We start from the raw sequence: 17,897 nt of genomic DNA on the forward strand, positions 1-17,897 counted from the left end.
TTTTAAATTCATGAGCGATACTATTCTTAAATGCACAACGAGACACGTAAGAATATTTACTGCAGTTGTGGAAAATAATGATTTGATTTTAGATAATGAACATTTGACTTTAGATATTGATCCCGATAATGAATTTCTTTGGAGCGACCAATCTATTAAAAATGTGCAAGATTATTTTCGTGAATTAGTGGACTCTCAAGCTGAAAACGAATTGAGTGATTACAGCTTAAGAAAAATAGGATCTTTGCTAGAAGATTTTATTCGAAAGTTGCTGCAAGATGGAGACCTTAGTTATAACCCAAATAGCAGGGTGATGAATTATTCAATGGGGTTACCTCGAACTCAAGAATTATTATGAATCAAGGTCCTTATAATCGGCGACCATCGTCTCGTAAAAGATCAGATCTGGCGAGAAGACAAGGAGGTAACAGATTTAATTCCAGAAACGATTCAAATGTAAGAGATCAATATGAACCAAGAGGAAGTCGATTTAAATCGTCAGGCCCCTCTGATGGAGGAGGTGGTATAAAAATCAATTCTAATTCAATTGCTATTCTGGCTGGAGTGTTGGTAATTGGTGTTGGTATAGGCAGCCTTATTACAAGCACAACTTCAGGTGGCCAGGGAAATATTGCAAGTCAGCAACAGTTGGATATGGCAGTTCCCGATCCTGACTTTTGTAGACAGTACGGTGCAAGCGCCTTTGTTATCGATGTTGAAATGTATACGACCTTAAATCCATCTACAAGCTTCGTGACACAACCTGCTCTTCAACCAGGTTGTGTTATTAGAAGAGAGAATTGGACTGTTTTACAAAAGCAAGGAGCCATAAATAATGAAGACGTAAGAGAGTGTAAGCAGCGAATGAATACATTTGCTTATATCGGTTCAATTAGAGATCAGCCAATTGTTCGTTGTGTTTATCAAGCAGATGTTAATGAGAATAAATTTATAATTAAAGGTGCTGAAGAAGATGCTATTGGTATAAATAAAGAAGCTATACAATTCTAACTTTGATGATTAAACAGTGGCGAAAATGAACTTGCAAATAAAGGTAAAATATCTTGTGTAAATGCTTCGGCAGCTCTTGATGAATATCTGCCAGGATTAGTAATTACTTTTAATTCTCTTTTGACTTCTAGGTCTGCAACAATAGCTCTGTGTATGCTTTTTCCCGAAAGCTCTCTTTCAATTGAAACTACTGGAAGAAAAGCAGCACCTAGATCAGATTGAACTGCATTTTTGATGGCTTCAAGAGAATTTAATTCCATCTCTATATGTAGTCTCTGTACGTCTAGTCCTGAGGAAGATAATAGTTGATCTACGACTTTTCTAGTTGTAGATTGATTATCCAAGGTTATAAACCTTAGACTGTATAAATCTTCTTTTGTGAGTTCTTTTGATTTTGCTAATGAATGATTAATAGGCAAAACAAGAGCTAACTCATCAGTAGCAAAAGGAACTACTTGTAAGGATTCGTTTAATTCTAATGGAAGTTGCCCCCCAATAATTGCAATATCTATCTGGCCATTAGCAATACCCCACCCTGTTCTTCTAGTGCTATGAATTTGAAGTTGAACTGAAACTTCTGGATACTTTTGTCTGAAAATCCCAATCATCCTGGGCATCAGGTAAGTACCAGTCGTTTGACTGGCTCCAATAATGATTGATCCCCCTTTGAGGTTATTTAAATCTTCAATTGCTTTGCAAGTTTCTTGGCACTCTCCTAAAATTTTTTCACAATAATTGAGTAGAAGCTTTCCAGCTTCAGTTAATTGAGCTTTTCTACCCCCTCTATCAAATATGGCAATTTCTAGTTGTTTTTCTAGATTTTGCACCTGTAAGCTCACAGCTGGTTGAGTAACAAAGAGACTGTCAGCAGCTTTTTTAAAGCTCCCCTCATCAACAATTGCTTTGAGGATTCTTAATTGATCAAGAGTGAATGGTATCTCGGCCATGGTGGCGGGCCTTCATGGCAGTTATTAAAATAAAATGTAGGAAAAAACAACTCCAACTGTTGATCCGGTATGGATCTAATAATTTTTCAAGAGGCTTTTCATAGCACTAATGGCATTTTCAGAAACTCATAGTTCCAGTTTTGTGATGATATTGCTTTTATTTTGTTTTGCAGTTATTCATAGTGGAGGAGCGGCTTTACGGGGGAAGGCTGAAAGTATTATTGGCGCAAGAGCATGGAGATTGATTTTTGCTTTTGCAAGTATTCCCTCGGCTGTTGTTTTAATTGGTTACTTTGTTGCTCATCGTTACGATGGAGTTAGATTTTGGAATTTTCAAGGGGTTAGCGAGCTGATTCCAATTATTTGGGTTTTGAGTGCAATTAGTTTTCTTTTTTTGTATCCAGCGACTTATAACCTTTTAGAAATCCCTGCTGTGCTTAAGCCTAAAGTGAGAATTTATGCTTCAGGAATTATCAGAGTCACACGCCATCCCCAAGCAATTGGTCAAATTATTTGGTGTTTTGCACATTTACTTTGGATAGGCACAAGTTTTACTCTTGTTACTTGTTTGGGATTGATTGCACATCATTTGTTTGCTATTTGGCATGGTGATAGAAGACTTTCTCTCAAATTCGGAAAAGAATTTGAGGAAGTGAAGAAAAGAACATCGGTCGTTCCATTCTTGGCTGTGTTGGATGGACGACAAAAATTACAAATAAAAGAATTTCTTAGGCCTTCTCAAATGGGGATTTTCATTGCGGTGTTTTTTTTCTGGTGGTCCCATAAATTTATTTCTGTTGGAGCTCAGAGATTTCTCTCTTTTGATTTAACTGAATTACTAGCAAGAATTGCCTAAACTTATTTCAATATGATTTAGCTGGATGCATTCGGCTGCAGATTTTGCTTGGTTAATTCCACTACTTCCCCTTTGTGGGGCAGTTTTAATTGGTTTGGGATTAATTAGTTTTAACGATCTTTTTAATCGTTCAAGGAAACCCGTAGCAATAACCCTTTTAACCTCCGTAGGTGCTTCTGTATTTATTAGCTATGCAGTTTTGGCTGAGCAACTCTCAGGTAATCCTCCAGTTGAACACCTGTTTGTATGGGCAAGTGCAGGATCTTTTGAGTTGCCCATGGGATATGTGATTGATCCTTTAGCGGCAGTGATGCTCGCTCTGGTAACTACAATTGCTTTTTTAGTAATGATCTATTCCCATGGTTACATGGCACATGATCCAGGGTACGTTCGTTTTTTTACTTATTTAGCCTTATTCAGCAGTTCAATGCTTGGACTAATTGTCAGTCCAAATTTGCTTGAGATATATGTTTTTTGGGAATTGGTTGGGATGTGTTCATACTTACTCGTTGGCTTTTGGTATGACAGAGATGGTGCCGCACATGCAGCTCAAAAGGCTTTTATCGTAAACAGAGTAGGAGACTTTGGGTTATTACTTGGTATTTTGGGTCTTTTCTGGGCAACAGGTAGTTTTGATTTTGATGGAATCGCTCAAGGTTTATCAGAGTCCGTTAGTTCTGGGACAGTTCCAACTTGGGCAGGTTTGACTCTTTGCATTCTTGTTTTCATGGGACCAATGGCAAAGTCTGCACAATTTCCTTTACATGTTTGGTTGCCTGATGCAATGGAAGGTCCGACTCCCATATCTGCCCTGATCCATGCAGCAACAATGGTTGCAGCGGGAGTTTTTTTAGTAGCAAGGCTTGATCCTCTGTTTAGCCAGTTCCCTTTTGTTGGATTATTCATTGCAATTATTGGAACAGTAACTTGCTTCCTAGGTGCATCGATCGCTTTAACGCAAATGGATTTAAAAAAAGGATTGGCTTACAGCACAGTTTCTCAACTTGGATACATGATGCTTGCGATGGGATGTGGCGCACCAGTTGCAGGAATGTTCCATCTTGTGACTCATGCCTGTTTTAAGGCCATGTTATTCCTTGGCTCAGGTTCAGTTATTCATGCCATGGAAGAGGTGGTTGGTCATGAACCAATTCTTGCTCAAGATATGCGATTAATGGGAGGACTACGAAAAAAAATGCCTATTACAGCAATAACTTTTTTCATTGGTTGTATTGCCATCAGTGGAATTCCTCCTCTCGCAGGTTTTTGGAGTAAGGATGAAATTCTTGGTCAAGCCTTTAATACTTTTCCAATACTTTGGTTTATTGGTTTTTTAACGGCAGGAATGACTGCTTTTTATATGTTTAGGCTTTATTTTCTTACTTTTGAGGGGGACTTCAGAGGCGAAAATCAAGAGATGCAGATTTCTTTACTTGCTTTTGCAGGTAAAGAAAAAGATGAAGAGCATGAAGAACATGAAGTTGGGAAGATACATGAATCTGCATGGCCTATGACATTTCCATTGGCAGTTTTGGCGATTCCTTCAGTCTTAATTGGATTTATAGGAGTTCCTTGGAACAGCATTTTTGCAAACTTGTTAGAGCCCAGTGAGGCTATTGAAGCTGCAGAAAAGTTTAGTTGGGGAGAATTCCTTCCTCTTGCAACTGCCTCTGTTGCTATCTCATCTGCAGGGATACTATTGGCGGTTTTAACTTATTATTTGAAACGAGTTGATCTTGGTGTTTTTCTATCCAAGAAGTATCCACAAATCAATTCATTTCTTCAGAACAAATGGTACTTAGATGACATAAATGAGAAAATCTTTGTTAAAGGTAGTAGGAAGCTCGCAAGAGAAGTATTAGAAGTAGATGCAAAAGTAGTCGATGGAGTAGTAAATCTGACTGGATTATTGACTCTTGGGAGTGGAGAAGGACTCAAATATTTTGAGACAGGACGAGCTCAGTTTTATGCTTTGATCGTTTTTGGAGGAGTGATTGCTCTGGTCGCACTTTTTGGCGTTGTAGGAGCATAATTTACATAATTTTTTTAGGTGTGTGTTTCATCCCCTATCTTGAGGGTGCCAATAATCTCATAATTTCTAAACTCAAAAAGTGGTGATTAATTTCGAGTCTTGGAATTCGCTCTCAATACAAGTTTCAACCTAGGAACAGTGCTAATCCCTGAGCCAATTCAAGCCAATTTTCCTTGGTTAAGTTTATCAATATTGTTTCCCATTTTTGGTGCATTAATTGTTCCTTTTATTCCAGATAAAGGAGAAGGAAAAGAAGTTCGATGGTATGCCTTGATAATTGCTTTAATTACTTTTCTAATCACTGTCGCTGCTTACTTCAAAGGTTTTGATCCAAGTCAAGAAGGCTTGCAATTATATGAAAAAGTTAGTTGGCTGCCTGATCTTGGATTGACTTGGTCTGTTGGCGCAGATGGCTTGTCAATGCCATTGATATTGCTTACAAGTTTTATAACTTCTCTTGCGGTTTTGGCAGCGTGGCCAGTTAGTTATAAACCAAAATTATTTTTCTTTTTAATTCTCGCAATGGATGGCGGACAGATAGCTGTTTTTGCTGTTCAAGATATGTTGCTTTTCTTTCTGGCTTGGGAATTGGAGTTGTTCCCGGTTTATTTATTCCTTGCAATCTGGGGCGGGAAGAAAAGGCAATATGCAGCTACGAAATTTATTATCTATACAGCTGGCAGCTCGTTATTTATTCTGCTTGCTGGTCTTGCAATGGGTTTCTTTCAAGGTGGAGGAATACCAGATTTTGGCTATACCCATTTATCTCAGCAAAATTTTGGAAAGGGGTTTCAACTGCTTTGTTATTCAGGACTGCTAATAGCTTTTGGTGTCAAACTTCCTATTGTTCCTCTTCATACTTGGTTGCCAGATGCGCATGGAGAGGCCACTGCTCCCGTTCATATGCTTTTGGCAGGAATCTTGTTAAAGATGGGTGGATATGCTCTCCTTAGATTTAATGCACAATTACTGCCTGATGCTCATGCCCAATTTGCACCCTTGTTAATTGTTCTTGGAGTAGTAAATATTATTTATGCAGCTTTAACTTCTTTTGCTCAAAGAAATTTAAAAAGAAAAATCGCTTATAGCTCAATAAGTCATATGGGTTTTGTTTTGATAGGTATTGGAAGCTTTAGTTCTTTAGGCACTAGTGGTGCGATGTTGCAAATGGTTAGCCACGGTTTGATAGGAGCTAGTTTGTTTTTCCTTGTTGGTGCAACTTACGACAGAACTCACACTCTTCAATTAGATGAGATGGGTGGGATTGGTCAAAACATGAGAATTATGTTTGCTTTATGGACTGCATGCGCTTTTGCTTCTCTTGCTTTACCTGGAATGAGTGGATTTATCTCAGAATTAATGGTTTTTGTTGGGTTTGTAACTGATGAAGTTTATACACTCCCATTTAGAGTTGTTGTTGCTTCATTGGCAGCAATAGGAGTCATTTTGACACCAATATATTTATTGTCGATGCTCAGAGAAATTTTCTTCGGGAAGGAGAATGCGAAGTTAATATCCAAAGCAAAGTTGGTAGATGCAGAACCTAGAGAAATTTATATTATTGCTTGTTTATTAGTTCCTATTATTGGAATAGGGTTGTATCCAAAAATCATGACTGATACTTATATTTCATCAATTGATGGATTGGTTCAAAGAGATTTGTTAGCAGTTGAGAGAATTAGAAGTGATCAAGCAACAATTATTGGCAATACGAATTTATCAATTGGGACTATTGAAGCTCCTCTTCTGGATTGAAAATTATTTCACCTGGCACTACCTTCAATATAGAGATAACTTGATTTTAGACTCATTTTCCTAATTGCCAGTTGATATTTTAATGCAAACTGCAGACTCTGGCGCCAGACTTGCTATTCGTTTATTGCAAGATGCTGCTCAAAGAGGAGATATTGATCCTTGGGATGTGGATGTTATTCCAGTTGTAGATGGTTTTTTGGATCAACTTAAACAGCGTATTGAAATACCAAAAAAGATTTCACAACATTTCAGTAAGAATGGTGGAAGTTATGAGGTTGATCTTGCTCAGAGTAGTGAGGCCTTTTTAGCTGCTTCTGTTTTAGTTGGTTTAAAGGCGGAGGTGCTTGAGGCTGAAATGTTCACTTTTGATAAGGAAGTTGAAGATGATTCAGACTTTGATTTTGGTGAACAGGGTTGGCTAGATGACCGTTTTAAATTACCTCTTCGACCAGAGAGACATCTTTTTAGAAGACCCGTTGCACCTCCACCATTTAGAAGGCCAGTGACTCTTGGAGAATTAATAAATCAGCTTGAGACAATTGCAGAATCTTTGAAAAATGATGAGTTGCAAAACCGTAGAAAGGTACGACAAAAAAAATTAAGTAACAGGGAGATGATTGCTCAAGTTTCGTCTTTAGCTCATAGAGAAAAATTACCTGAAACCACTGCTGCTCTGGCGATTTTCATAAATAATTGGGAGCAGGCTTTGCATTGGGTAGATTTTGAATTATTGGTCGAGAGGTGGCAAGGAAATTCTGCCTCAAACGATTTGGATACCGATAGAGTAGGAGTCTTTTGGGCTTTATTGTTTCTTTGCTCTCAAGGCAAGGTGGAGATTGATCAAAAGGGTTCATTGTTCTCACCGATAAGTCTAAAGAGGCTTTTGGACCCAGGAATGGTTGCTCAACTTCCTCTTGCTTCTCTAGACGTGACAGATGGCTCGCCGGCTGCTGCTTAGCTCTTTGTGGTGGCAGCATTCTATGTTGGCCTTGTGTAGCTTAGGTTAGACCGCCTATGAAGGCGATGATCCTGGCGGCTGGAAAAGGTACCCGAGTACAGCCGATCACGCATGTGATTCCAAAGCCAATGATTCCTATCCTTCAGAAACCTGTAATGGAGTTTCTGTTGGAACTTCTTAAGGAGCATGGTTTTACTGAGGTTATGGTCAATGTTTCGCACTTGGCAGAAGAAATAGAAAATTATTTTCGAGATGGACAAAGATTTGGAGTTGAAATTGCATACAGTTTTGAAGGTCGTATTGAAGACGGAGAATTAATTGGTGACGCACTTGGTTCAGCTGGCGGGCTGAAGAAAATTCAAGATTTTCAAAAGTTTTTTGATGATACTTTTGTTGTCTTGTGTGGAGATGCATTAATTGATTTGGATTTATCTGAAGCTGTAAAACGACATAAAGAAAAAGGAGCCCTAGCTAGTTTGATAACTAAACGTGTTTCAAAGGATCAAGTAAGTAGTTATGGCGTTGTTGTAACTGATGAAGAAGATCGTGTTAAGGCTTTTCAAGAAAAACCTTCGATAGATAATGCACTAGGCGACACTATTAATACTGGAATTTATTTATTTGAGCCTGATATCTTTAAGTATATTCCATCTGGAAAACCCTTTGATATTGGTTCAGATTTATTTCCAAAATTAGTAGAGGAAGGTGCACCTTTTTATGCTTTGCCCATGGATTTTGAGTGGGTTGACATTGGTAAGGTTCCAGATTATTGGAGAGCAATAAGGAATGTTCTTAAAGGGGATGTTAGACAGGTTGAAATACCAGGAAAGCAAGTAAGACCAGGCATCTATACTGGTTTAAATGTTGCAGCTAATTGGGATAAAATAGATGTGAAAGGACCTATATATGTTGGTGGAATGACAAGGATTGAAGATGGGGTAACTATTGTTGGTCCTTCTATGATTGGTCCAAGTTGTTGTATTTGTGAAGGTGCAACAATTGATAATTCAATAATTTTTGATTACTCACTAATTGGGCCAGGAGTTCAACTTGTAGAGAAGTTAGTTTTTGGTAGATATTGTGTTGGTAAAGAAGGTGACCATTTTGATTTACAGGAAGCCGCTTTAGATTGGCTAATAACTGATGCTAGAAGACAGGATTTAGGCGAACCGTCACCCCAACAAAAGGCAATGGCTGAATTATTAGGAACTGATTTGATTAGCTCTTCTAATTAATATTTGCTCTATCTAAAATTATCGGTATTTTTTCTTCTGCTTTAACGGCCATTATGTGAACTCCTTGTGCAATTCCTAGAAAACTTTTTACTTGCTCAGCAGCAATTGATATACCTTCATCAATAGGGTTTGATGAACTCTCAAGTCTTGAAATAATTGATTTGGGTATGCATGCACCTGGTACTACCCGATTGATGAATTGAGCATTTTTGGCAGATTTGAGTAGAAAAACCCCAGCTAAAACAGGAAATTTCATAGGCTCTGTTATTTCCTGGCAAAATCTTTCAAGTACTTTGGGATCCATAACCATTTGAGTTTGGAGGAAATTAGCCCCCGCTTCTTTTTTGAGTTTTATTCTTCTTCTTAAACCATCAAATCCCCTGCAATTTGGATCGGCTGCGGCTCCAGCAAACAAATCAGTTGGGCCATCAGGTAAAAAATCAGATATTGGATCTTTCCCTTTGTTAAGTGATGTGACTTGCTCGATAAGTTCTATTGAGTTGAAGTCTTGAACTGGTTTGGCTTGAGATTGGTCTCCTACTCTTACAGGATCGCCAGTTAAACAGAGTATATTTTTTATTCCTAAAGCATGCGCTCCAAGTAATTCAGCTTGTAATGCGATTCGATTCCTATCCCTACATGATAATTGAAGGACTGGTTCTAGATTTGCCTCTAAAAGAAGCTTGCATAAGGCTAGGCTGCTCATTCTCATGATTGCCCTGCTGCCATCTGTAACATTAAAACCATGGACAAGATCTTTTAATTTGATTGCTTTTGCGAGGGTTAAAGCAGTATTGCCGCCTCTAGGAGGCATGATTTCAGCAGTAATAGCTGATAAGCCAGATTCAAGACGATTTTGAAGTTTAGTTTTCACATGTATTTTTTACTAGATAATTACTATCGGTGATTAATGGCCCTAATCTAAGTAGTATTAATTAATGAGTTGTGAGTGAGGGGAATGTTCACAGGAGAGATCGCTAATTCGTCCCATATGGGACTCTCGGCTAGGGAAATGGAGATCATTGGATTAGTTGCAGATGGCCTCACTAATCAAGAGATTGCTGAAAAACTGACAATTAGCAAAAGGACCGTAGACAATCATGTAAGCAATATGTTTACAAAAACAGGTTCAAAAAACAGAGTGGCTTTATTGAACTGGGCAATGGATCATGGAAAGATATGCCGGGATGGGTTCAATTGTTGTTCATTGCCAGATGAAATAGATTCATAGAAAATCTAATTATTTGCTTCCTCATCACTATCTGATAAGGACATTAAAGAAAATTCAATTGATGACAGCTCAAATAACTTTGCATATGCGATACAAGCTTCCTTGTCAGTACAAGTGAAGCGAAGGATACCTTCTGTGTCATAAAGGCCATACAAGTTATACCTCTTGCGAAGGATGCATAGGTGGCTGGCAATTACCAACGTTGATTATAAAGACAATCTAAAGGACGAGTTGCCTTTTTGCTTAGGAATCTTGTGCTTTCATCCGATCTTTTACTGACAACTCAGAAATAGGTGTTTTTGCGAGAGAAGCATTACTTAATGATTTGATCCCTGTTATCTCTTGACCACACCATTCTGGGACTTGAATTTCTTCGGATTCAGAATTCAATTCAATTTCAGCAATTTTCAAAGAAAAATTTGACCCATCAAAAATATCAACTACCCAATTTCTTTTATTGATTTTTAGCTGATAACGAGTTTTAGTAATTTTATATTTTGATAATTTTATTAATTCAATAGCATCTATAGTTGGAATTGAATATTCAAACTCATAGTTTACCAATCCATTGAGAGAGGATTTTAATGTTATGTATGCTTTTGTATTATCTATTATCCTTACTCGAGTGGCCCATTCATCTACACTCGAATTTAAATAGCACTGACTAAAATCTTCGCTCAGTATAACCTGAGATTTCCAATCTTCGTTTTCAACTAAGAATCTTCTTTCGATTTCTATTCCCATAATTTGTTATTTATTAATCCCATTTAGGCTGCTAGCCCAATGAAGTTTCTGTGTTATTGTTTTATAATAAGAAAGATTTTCATCTAAAATTATTATTGAGGTTGAATGATTAGATTTTTTTATTAAGCATGTATCATCAGGTTCAAGTAGACATCCACTTGATCCATCTAACCATAATTTTATTTTTTGCTTCTTTTCTCTTATGGCTTTTATTACTAATTGAGACTTAGGAGGGACAACAATAGGTCTACTGGCCAAGCTCATTGGGCATATAGCGCTAACGATTATTGCATCCAAAGAAGGGTGTATTATTGGGCCCCCTGCGGCCATAGAATAAGCGGTGGAGCCTGTTGGGGTAGAGAATATAAGTCCATCTCCTTTGTATTTGTCCACAGCTTCGCCATCTATTTCAAGCTCTAGGCTGCAAGTGGGTGCTATTTCTTCTGTACATGATCGTAAATAAAAATCATTAAGAGCAAAAAATGATCTTTTACTGTTGCTTTTATTATTACTCTTGTTGCTAAATACTGTTGCTTCAAGCATCATTCTTTTTTGTATATTAAACCTATTATTTGAAATTCTTTCCCAAAGATTTTCTTGCTTTAATATATGGTGATCATGGGTCAGAAATCCCAAATTTCCTCCAACATTAAAACTTAATATTGGGATATTTTTTGGAGATAAATATCTGGCGGCCTTTAAAACTGTTCCATCACCTCCTAAAACAATAGCCATCTCTGGTGAAACATCTGAGATTGAAAATAATTCATTAATATTATTTGTTTCTATACTTATTTTCGAGATTAAAACTTTCTTATCATAACCTTCAATTATTTTTTTACAATTTAAGGTTTCTTTGTAAGCAGAATCACTATCTGATCTATATAAGATCCAGATCAGATTTGAGGTCATTAACAAGCTCTACCATTTGAGTAGATTAAAACTTTCCATGTCAATAGTAACCCTATTTCTATATAACGAAAGTAGTATCGCTAGCCCAACAGCTGCCTCGGCTGCTGCGACAGTGATGACAAAAATTGAAAATACTTGTCCTCTAATGATTGATCCATCTATATAGGATGAAAAACTCATGAGATTTATATTTACAGCATTTAGCATTAATTCAATACTCATTAATACACGAACAGCATTACGACTATTTATCAATCCCCAAACACCTGTGCAGAAAAGGAATGCAGCAACTATCAGATAAGCTTGGAGTGGTACTGGGCCAATAGTATTTTCTAACATCTCAATAAGTTAAGATGATATATAAGATTAAATTTATTTTAAACTATTTTCGGAGAGAAGAGGAATTTTCTTATCACTTAGGGACTTTTGATTATTGGAACCATTTATATCAATTGTTGGAATTGAAACATCTCTTCTTGCCAATACAATTGCTCCAATCATAGCCATTAATAACAAAATCGAAGCAAGTTCAAAAGGTAATAAATAATCTGTGAATAAATGTTCTCCAATCCTGACAGTTGCTTCTTCACCAATAGAGGTTGGTCCAGGTAAATTCCATTTAGTGGTTATGCTAACCCTCAATAATAAAATTAATAGTCCACCACATATACCACCTGATATTAATTTTCTAGTTCTAAGTCCTTGAATGGGTTGTAGCTTTTCTTTTTTATTAACTAACATAATTGCAAACAATATCAAAACATTTACAGCTCCTACATAAACAAGAATTTGCGCGGCAGCAACAAAACTAGCATTTAGTAAAAGATATAAACCTGCTACAGCCATAAAGACGCCACCTAATAAAAATGCTGAATAAACAATATTTTCAAGTAAAACAACAGCTAAACTTCCAGATATTATGATAGAACTAAGAATTAAAAAGCAAATTAATTCTGTTGAGTAAGCGATATTCATTAATTGGTAGAATTGAGATTAACTGGGTCAATATCTTTTGAATCATTATCTTCTGTTGAGTTCTCTTTTTTAAATTCTTCTATTATCTGACTTGGAAGTTTACCGGTTCTTTTTTGGTTCGCAGGTAATTCATGTGGATCCATTACGCCTTCGGGCAAATAAGATAATTCTCTAAGAGGCCGAATTGATGGATCTGAAGTTACGCTTGTTGGGAGTCTTCCAAGAGCAACATTATCGTAGTTAAGACTATGCCTATCAAATGAAGAAAGTTCATATTCTTCTGTCATTGATAGGCAATTTGTGGGGCAATACTCAACGCAATTTCCACAAAAAATACAAGCACCAAAGTCAATAGAATAATTTCTTAATTCTTTTTTCTTGGTTTCTTTATTCATCACCCAATCAACTACTGGGAGGTTAATTGGGCATACCCGAACACAAACCTCGCAGGCTATACACTTATCAAATTCATAATGAATTCTCCCTCTATAGCGTTCAGAAGGAATTAGTTTTTCATATGGATATTGAACCGTTACTGGTCTACGACGCATATGGTCGAAAGTTACGCCTAATCCTTCAACTAAATATTTCGCTGCACCTACGGCGTCTTTAGTGTAGTCGGCAACTTTTTCAAGGAAACCAAGCATATTAAATTTCTTGCCGGTGGCCTGTGATTACATTAGTCATTATACAGTTTTTTTCAAGTTAATGTAGGTACTTCTACTTAAAAAAAAATCGGCGATTGTGTTGCTTTTCTTTTATCCTCCAAATGTCATAGGAAATGCCAATTTAAGTGAAGCAGTTACAAGTAAATTGACTAAAGAAATAGGTAATAGAAATTTCCAACCTAAATCAAGTAATTGATCAATACGAACTCTTGGAGTTGTCCATCTCAACAAGATGGCTAAAAACACAAGTAAATATGCCTTGAGAATTGTCATGACTATTCCAACTGATGCAGCAATAATTTGAACTAATGGATTATCAATAGAGAGACCCAATACAGACGAAAACCAATCAATTGATATGGGAAAGCCCCACCCCCCTAGGTAAAGAACCGAAACAAGCAAGGCAGATAAAACTAGATTTATATATCCAGCTAAGTAAAACAAAGCAAATTTCATACCTGCATATTCAGTTTGATAACCAGCTACAAGTTCTTCTTCTGCTTCTGGTAAATCAAAAGGCAGTCTTTCGCATTCCGCCAAAGCACAGATCCAAAAAATAATAAAGCCTACAGGTTGTCTCCATATATTCCAACTAAGAAAACCAGCAGTGTTTTGCTGTTCGACTATGTCGACAGTACTTAATGAATTGCTCATCATTACTATTGCTAAAACTGCTAGTGCTAGTGGAATTTCATAACTAATTGATTGAGCTGCGGCTCTCAGACCACCAAGTAAAGAATATTTATTGTTCGAAGAGTAGCCACTCATCAATAGACCAATAGGTTGAATACTGCTCAGGGCAATCCATAAAAAGATTCCTATGCCAACATTGCTTATTAAGAGATTTTGTCCAAACGGAACAATTAACCATGAGAGGATTACAGGTACTAAAACTAATATTGGACCAATTGTGAAAAGGACACTGTCAGCCCTCGCTGGAATAATATCCTCTTTGACTAGAAGTTTTAAACCGTCTGCCATGGGCTGAAGAATACCTAGTGCGCCTGCATATTCAGGCCCAATTCTCTGTTGAGCGGCTGCAGAAATTTTTCGTTCTAGCCAAACTGTTACTAATACGCCAATAACTGCTGCCACCAACACTAAAAGCATTGGGAGAGGGATCCATAAAAGATGTGCTAATTCTTGAGATAAACCAAGATTTTGCACACCTTGGGTGAAACTCATTTCTAGGTCTATACCTGAATTCACTTCTGATAATTAATCTATATATTAGGTTAGTGTAATTTTTAAAGTAATTAAAAATTCGAAAAAATAAATTTCAAATTACCTGCTTTCAAGGGGTTGCCAGTTTCTGCCTTTTGCTCCTTCATATATTTGTGATGGTCTGAAAATTCTATTTGCTCCTAGTTGCTCTCTCCAGTGAGCCAACCAACCAGCAACTCTTGAAATTGCAAAAACTGGTGTAAAAAGATCTCTAGGAATACCAAGCTTTCTGTAAACTAGGCCGGAATAAAAGTCAACATTTGGGAATATACCTTTTGGTCCGAGTCGGGAAATAGCCTCTTGTTCAAGGGCTTTGGCTACTTCATACATTTCATCTTTACCAAATTCCGAGAAAAGTTCTTCTGCAAAGTCTTGCAATATTGTTGCTCTAGGGTCTTTGACACGATATTCCCTATGCCCAAATCCCATTATTTTTCTTTTTTTTGCAATTGCCTCATTAAGGAATGAAGAGGCTTTATCAGGTGTTCCAATTTCTTCTAACATCGCGATCACATCTTCATTGGCTCCTCCATGGAGAGGGCCAGCCAATGTCCCAACTGCTGAAGCCACGACAGCGTATGGATCAGTTAATGTGCTTGCAGTTACTCTTGCGCTAAACGTACTCGCATTTAGACTGTGCTCTGCATGAAGGATTAAGCATCTGTCGAAAACTCTTGCTGCAAGAGGATTTGGTTCTCTCTCGGTGAGCATATACAGAAAATTAGAAGAATAAGGTAAATCATCCTGGGGTTGAATGGGATCATCTCCTTTTCTAATTTGCTCAAAAGCAGCAACCATAGTTGGGATTTTTGCAATTAATCTCACTACTGCGTCGTAGATATATTTCGGGTCGTCAATTGCTCTTCGAGAATAAAATAGGCCTAATGATGCAGCACTTGATTGCAGAGCATCCATAGGGTGACCAGATTCGGGAAAACACTTCAGCATATCTCTAATTCGAAAGCTCACTCGTCTGTGCATTTGAACGTCTTCTTCAAATTTCTTAAGTTCATTTTCAGTGGGAAGTTCTCCCCATATCAAGAGAAATGCAGTTTCTAAAAAACTACTTTTTTGGGCTAGTTCAGATATTGGATAACCTCTGTAGCTCAGCTTTCCTTCGGTCCCATTGATTTCGCATATACCTGAGTTGGTTACTGGAACCCCTTCCAAGCCTGGCTTTAGAACCAAATTAGTTGTTTTTTGTTCGTTATCTATGGCTTTAGCCCCTGCAAAATAGTTTTTCTGTTCAATTGGAAAAAATAATTTTCAACTTGAACTTTATTGTATAGAACTAAGCTATATATTGAATATAGCACTTGAAACTTTTTATTAACTTGTTTTTAAGTTGATTTTAACTTTAATAAAGTCTGAATAATTAATTGTAGGTACTGCAATTGATATATCAATATTCTTAGGAGTAGTTATTTTGTTCCCTAGCATAGTCTTAAATAAGATATATGGATAGAAATTATTTAAAACTATCTTAGTTTTTTCTTCCCCTAAATGTATTCTAAGTACATCATTAAAATCATTAAATTCATCTATCTCCTGTTCATTATCTGAGTAATTTTGTAAGTAATTTCTCTTATCAAAATTTGAAATAGAAGATAAATCTTGACTCCAAATATAAGTCTCTTCATCTTCTTCAAGAATTGCCTCAATTTTTTCTTTCAGCTTATATTTATCATTTTTATCTGTACTTATTTTGGACCAAATCTCAAGCTTCCTATTTTCCAAATCTAGATTTGAACTTATAAAGTTATCTTTTTTTAGAATTTTGCTTATCTCTATTTTGCTCTTATCTGATTTTCTAGTCAAAACCAACCAGTCTTTATCATTTATCCAAATCAAATTTCCTTCAGAATTTTCAAGAATTATTTTCAAAAGTTCAGAATAATCGGAAGTTGTTGATTCTTTAATAATAGACGCTATAAGCTTTTGATATGGATGGCTAGAATCTTTCCTGAAATACTGCTTGGGATTGTCAACTAAGATTAAATCTTCTGATAATTCAGATTCTTTTTCTATATTAACTAGATTATCATTAATATATTTAACTGGCATTTTCGTTTTCATCTCATAGGATATTATTCCTTCTATATTTAATTTATTCTTATCTAAATTTAGAGAAGATATTAAATTATCTATCTTATTTAGCTCAAATAACTTATCTTCTTCACCTATTGTATTTAAAATCTTCTTTGGAGATATTTCTAGTAATAATAAGCCGTCTTTAAGATTATCTTTTAATTGAATATTCTTGTAATTTTTTTTTGTATTTAATATATTGCTATCTAATTTATCTATTGACGATTGTATTATTTCTGGATTGGATGCTATTAAAAGATTGTCGTTGTTATTAGCAAAATAAATTGAGTTATTTGAATTAATTTTTTTTGAAATTATTTTATTTTTTGAGATAGTTAATTGATTGCTTTGGTTCTTATTCTCATCAATAATTTTTGATTCTAACAAAGATTCTAATTTTTTTTCAATATTTACATCTTCTTTTATTGCTAAAATCATAATCCAATCATTTAGAGTTTGTTTGTCTGAATTAAATAAAGCAAAGCTCCCATAATCTCCTACCCATTCTGATATATCTTTTTTGAAATCAAGGCTGATTAATTTAAAAAAAGAATCTATAATAAAGCTTGTTTTTTTATTTGTAATATTCTTACTAGCTTTATCTTGATAATTTCCAATGTAGTTGGGAATCATGGCTGGATTGAGTTTCCAGTGAACAACGAAATCACTATTTGTTGGTATATATTTCCAGGAGACAGGAGGATTAAATGATTTTTCATTGAACTTAGTGATTTTATTGAGATGTTTATTACGCCAGATAAATGTCCCAGTGAAAATTGATAAAATTATTATTCCTGATATTAAAAAATAAGATAGACGTAATTTCATTTTTGATTATTTGGGTGTTTGTATACTTTTTGAGCTTTGATAATAGAAAGTTAAATCTTTACTTAGAATGTCAAATATGAACCAGAATATTCCTTTCAATATTTCCCCAAAAGAGTTAAACAAACTCTTAGAAGATGATTCTTCTGAAAAACCATTCATTGTGGATGTGAGGGAGGATAATGAAATTGCTATTGCTTCATTTCCATTTTCAGTATTACATCTTCCTTTGAGTAGGGCTGCAGACTGGTCAACAACAATAGGTGAACTATTGCCGAAGGATCAGCCTATTGTCATTGTCTGTCATGCGGGTGTGAGAAGTCTGAATTTTGCTAATTGGCTTTTAGAACAAGGAATAACTAAGAGTGTTTGGAATCTTATAGGGGGAATAGATGCTTGGAGTACTGATGTTGATCAATCTGTCCCAAGGTACTAA

Annotated in this window: 19 protein-coding genes; 9 read left to right on the top strand and 10 right to left on the bottom strand. The window is 36.1% G+C overall.

Features of this window, described 5'->3' with window-relative positions:
- Positions 1-10: 10 nt before the first annotated feature.
- Both AC6EIZ_RS09040 and AC6EIZ_RS09045 read left to right on the top strand, forming a co-directional pair.
- Positions 11-358 (top strand): NAD(P)H-quinone oxidoreductase subunit M, encoded by a 348-nt coding sequence (locus AC6EIZ_RS09040; RefSeq protein WP_498510625.1) that lies wholly within the window; start codon positions 11-13, stop codon positions 356-358.
- A complete protein-coding gene (locus AC6EIZ_RS09045) occupies positions 355-1,011 on the top strand; it encodes a DUF3172 domain-containing protein (RefSeq protein WP_498510627.1) in 657 nt (218 codons plus the stop codon). The genes AC6EIZ_RS09040 and AC6EIZ_RS09045 overlap by 4 nt, the downstream gene beginning before the upstream one ends.
- On the opposite strand, the gene AC6EIZ_RS09050 is transcribed toward AC6EIZ_RS09045, so the two are convergent.
- Complete coding sequence (locus AC6EIZ_RS09050) at positions 1,008-1,958, bottom strand: LysR family transcriptional regulator (RefSeq protein ID WP_498510629.1); 951 nt, start codon at positions 1,956-1,958, stop codon at positions 1,008-1,010. The two genes, AC6EIZ_RS09045 and AC6EIZ_RS09050, sit on opposite strands and share 4 nt — an antisense overlap.
- A 109-nt stretch (positions 1,959-2,067) precedes the next feature.
- Between AC6EIZ_RS09050 and AC6EIZ_RS09055 the strand changes: the two genes are divergently transcribed.
- From AC6EIZ_RS09055 to AC6EIZ_RS09075, 5 genes are all read left to right on the top strand, one after another.
- On the top strand, positions 2,068-2,814 hold the full coding sequence (locus tag AC6EIZ_RS09055; protein ID WP_498510631.1) for an NnrU family protein: 747 nt from the start codon (positions 2,068-2,070) through the stop codon (positions 2,812-2,814).
- 25 nt (positions 2,815-2,839) lie between these two features.
- Positions 2,840-4,846 (top strand): NAD(P)H-quinone oxidoreductase subunit 5, encoded by a 2,007-nt coding sequence (locus AC6EIZ_RS09060; RefSeq protein WP_498510632.1) that lies wholly within the window; start codon positions 2,840-2,842, stop codon positions 4,844-4,846.
- Between the two features lie 138 nt (positions 4,847-4,984).
- Entirely contained in the window at positions 4,985-6,601 is a 1,617-nt protein-coding gene (locus AC6EIZ_RS09065; protein ID WP_498513247.1) for an NAD(P)H-quinone oxidoreductase subunit 4, read from the top strand.
- 64 nt (positions 6,602-6,665) lie between these two features.
- Positions 6,666-7,559 carry a segregation/condensation protein A gene (locus tag AC6EIZ_RS09070; protein WP_498510633.1) on the top strand — a complete coding sequence of 298 codons (894 nt, stop codon included), beginning with the start codon at positions 6,666-6,668 and terminating at the stop codon, positions 7,557-7,559.
- A 56-nt stretch (positions 7,560-7,615) separates the two neighbouring features.
- Positions 7,616-8,794: a sugar phosphate nucleotidyltransferase gene (locus AC6EIZ_RS09075; RefSeq protein ID WP_498510635.1), complete on the top strand. Its 1,179-nt coding sequence runs from the start codon at positions 7,616-7,618 to the stop codon at positions 8,792-8,794.
- On the opposite strand, the gene AC6EIZ_RS09080 is transcribed toward AC6EIZ_RS09075, so the two are convergent.
- Positions 8,787-9,668 carry a methylenetetrahydrofolate reductase gene (locus AC6EIZ_RS09080; protein WP_498510637.1) on the bottom strand — a complete coding sequence of 294 codons (882 nt, stop codon included), beginning with the start codon at positions 9,666-9,668 and terminating at the stop codon, positions 8,787-8,789. The genes AC6EIZ_RS09075 and AC6EIZ_RS09080 overlap by 8 nt on opposite strands.
- An 84-nt stretch (positions 9,669-9,752) precedes the next feature.
- Here AC6EIZ_RS09080 and pedR point away from each other — a divergent pair, with 84 nt between their 5' ends.
- Positions 9,753-10,025, top strand: coding sequence for a photosynthetic electron transport-dependent transcriptional regulator PedR (pedR, locus tag AC6EIZ_RS09085; RefSeq protein ID WP_498510639.1), 273 nt, complete (start codon positions 9,753-9,755; stop codon positions 10,023-10,025).
- A gap of 243 nt (positions 10,026-10,268) precedes the next feature.
- Here pedR and AC6EIZ_RS09090 read toward each other — a convergent pair whose 3' ends face one another.
- From AC6EIZ_RS09090 to AC6EIZ_RS09125, 8 genes are all read right to left on the bottom strand, one after another.
- Entirely contained in the window at positions 10,269-10,769 is a 501-nt protein-coding gene (locus AC6EIZ_RS09090) for a CYTH domain-containing protein (RefSeq protein ID WP_498510641.1), read from the bottom strand.
- 6 nt (positions 10,770-10,775) lie between these two features.
- Positions 10,776-11,681, bottom strand: a complete 906-nt coding sequence (locus tag AC6EIZ_RS09095) for an NAD(+) kinase (RefSeq protein ID WP_498510643.1) — start codon at positions 11,679-11,681, stop codon at positions 10,776-10,778.
- A gap of 9 nt (positions 11,682-11,690) precedes the next feature.
- Entirely contained in the window at positions 11,691-12,020 is a 330-nt protein-coding gene (nuoK, locus tag AC6EIZ_RS09100) for an NADH-quinone oxidoreductase subunit NuoK (protein WP_269609445.1), read from the bottom strand.
- Between the two features lie 33 nt (positions 12,021-12,053).
- Positions 12,054-12,656 carry an NADH-quinone oxidoreductase subunit J gene (locus AC6EIZ_RS09105; protein ID WP_498510645.1) on the bottom strand — a complete coding sequence of 201 codons (603 nt, stop codon included), beginning with the start codon at positions 12,654-12,656 and terminating at the stop codon, positions 12,054-12,056.
- Positions 12,656-13,303 (bottom strand): NAD(P)H-quinone oxidoreductase subunit I, encoded by a 648-nt coding sequence (gene ndhI / locus AC6EIZ_RS09110; RefSeq protein ID WP_498510646.1) that lies wholly within the window; start codon positions 13,301-13,303, stop codon positions 12,656-12,658. Before ndhI ends, AC6EIZ_RS09105 begins: the two co-directional genes overlap by 1 nt.
- A 111-nt stretch (positions 13,304-13,414) precedes the next feature.
- Positions 13,415-14,533 carry an NADH-quinone oxidoreductase subunit NuoH gene (nuoH, locus tag AC6EIZ_RS09115; protein WP_498510648.1) on the bottom strand — a complete coding sequence of 373 codons (1,119 nt, stop codon included), beginning with the start codon at positions 14,531-14,533 and terminating at the stop codon, positions 13,415-13,417.
- Between the two features lie 75 nt (positions 14,534-14,608).
- Positions 14,609-15,736 (bottom strand): citrate synthase, encoded by a 1,128-nt coding sequence (locus tag AC6EIZ_RS09120; protein ID WP_498510649.1) that lies wholly within the window; start codon positions 15,734-15,736, stop codon positions 14,609-14,611.
- A gap of 141 nt (positions 15,737-15,877) precedes the next feature.
- Positions 15,878-17,464, bottom strand: a complete 1,587-nt coding sequence (locus AC6EIZ_RS09125; RefSeq protein WP_498510651.1) for a DUF3352 domain-containing protein — start codon at positions 17,462-17,464, stop codon at positions 15,878-15,880.
- 76 nt (positions 17,465-17,540) lie between these two features.
- Between AC6EIZ_RS09125 and AC6EIZ_RS09130 the strand changes: the two genes are divergently transcribed.
- Entirely contained in the window at positions 17,541-17,897 is a 357-nt protein-coding gene (locus tag AC6EIZ_RS09130; RefSeq protein ID WP_498513249.1) for a rhodanese-like domain-containing protein, read from the top strand.

The sequence above is a fragment of the Prochlorococcus sp. G4PB16 genome (assembly GCF_059772465.1).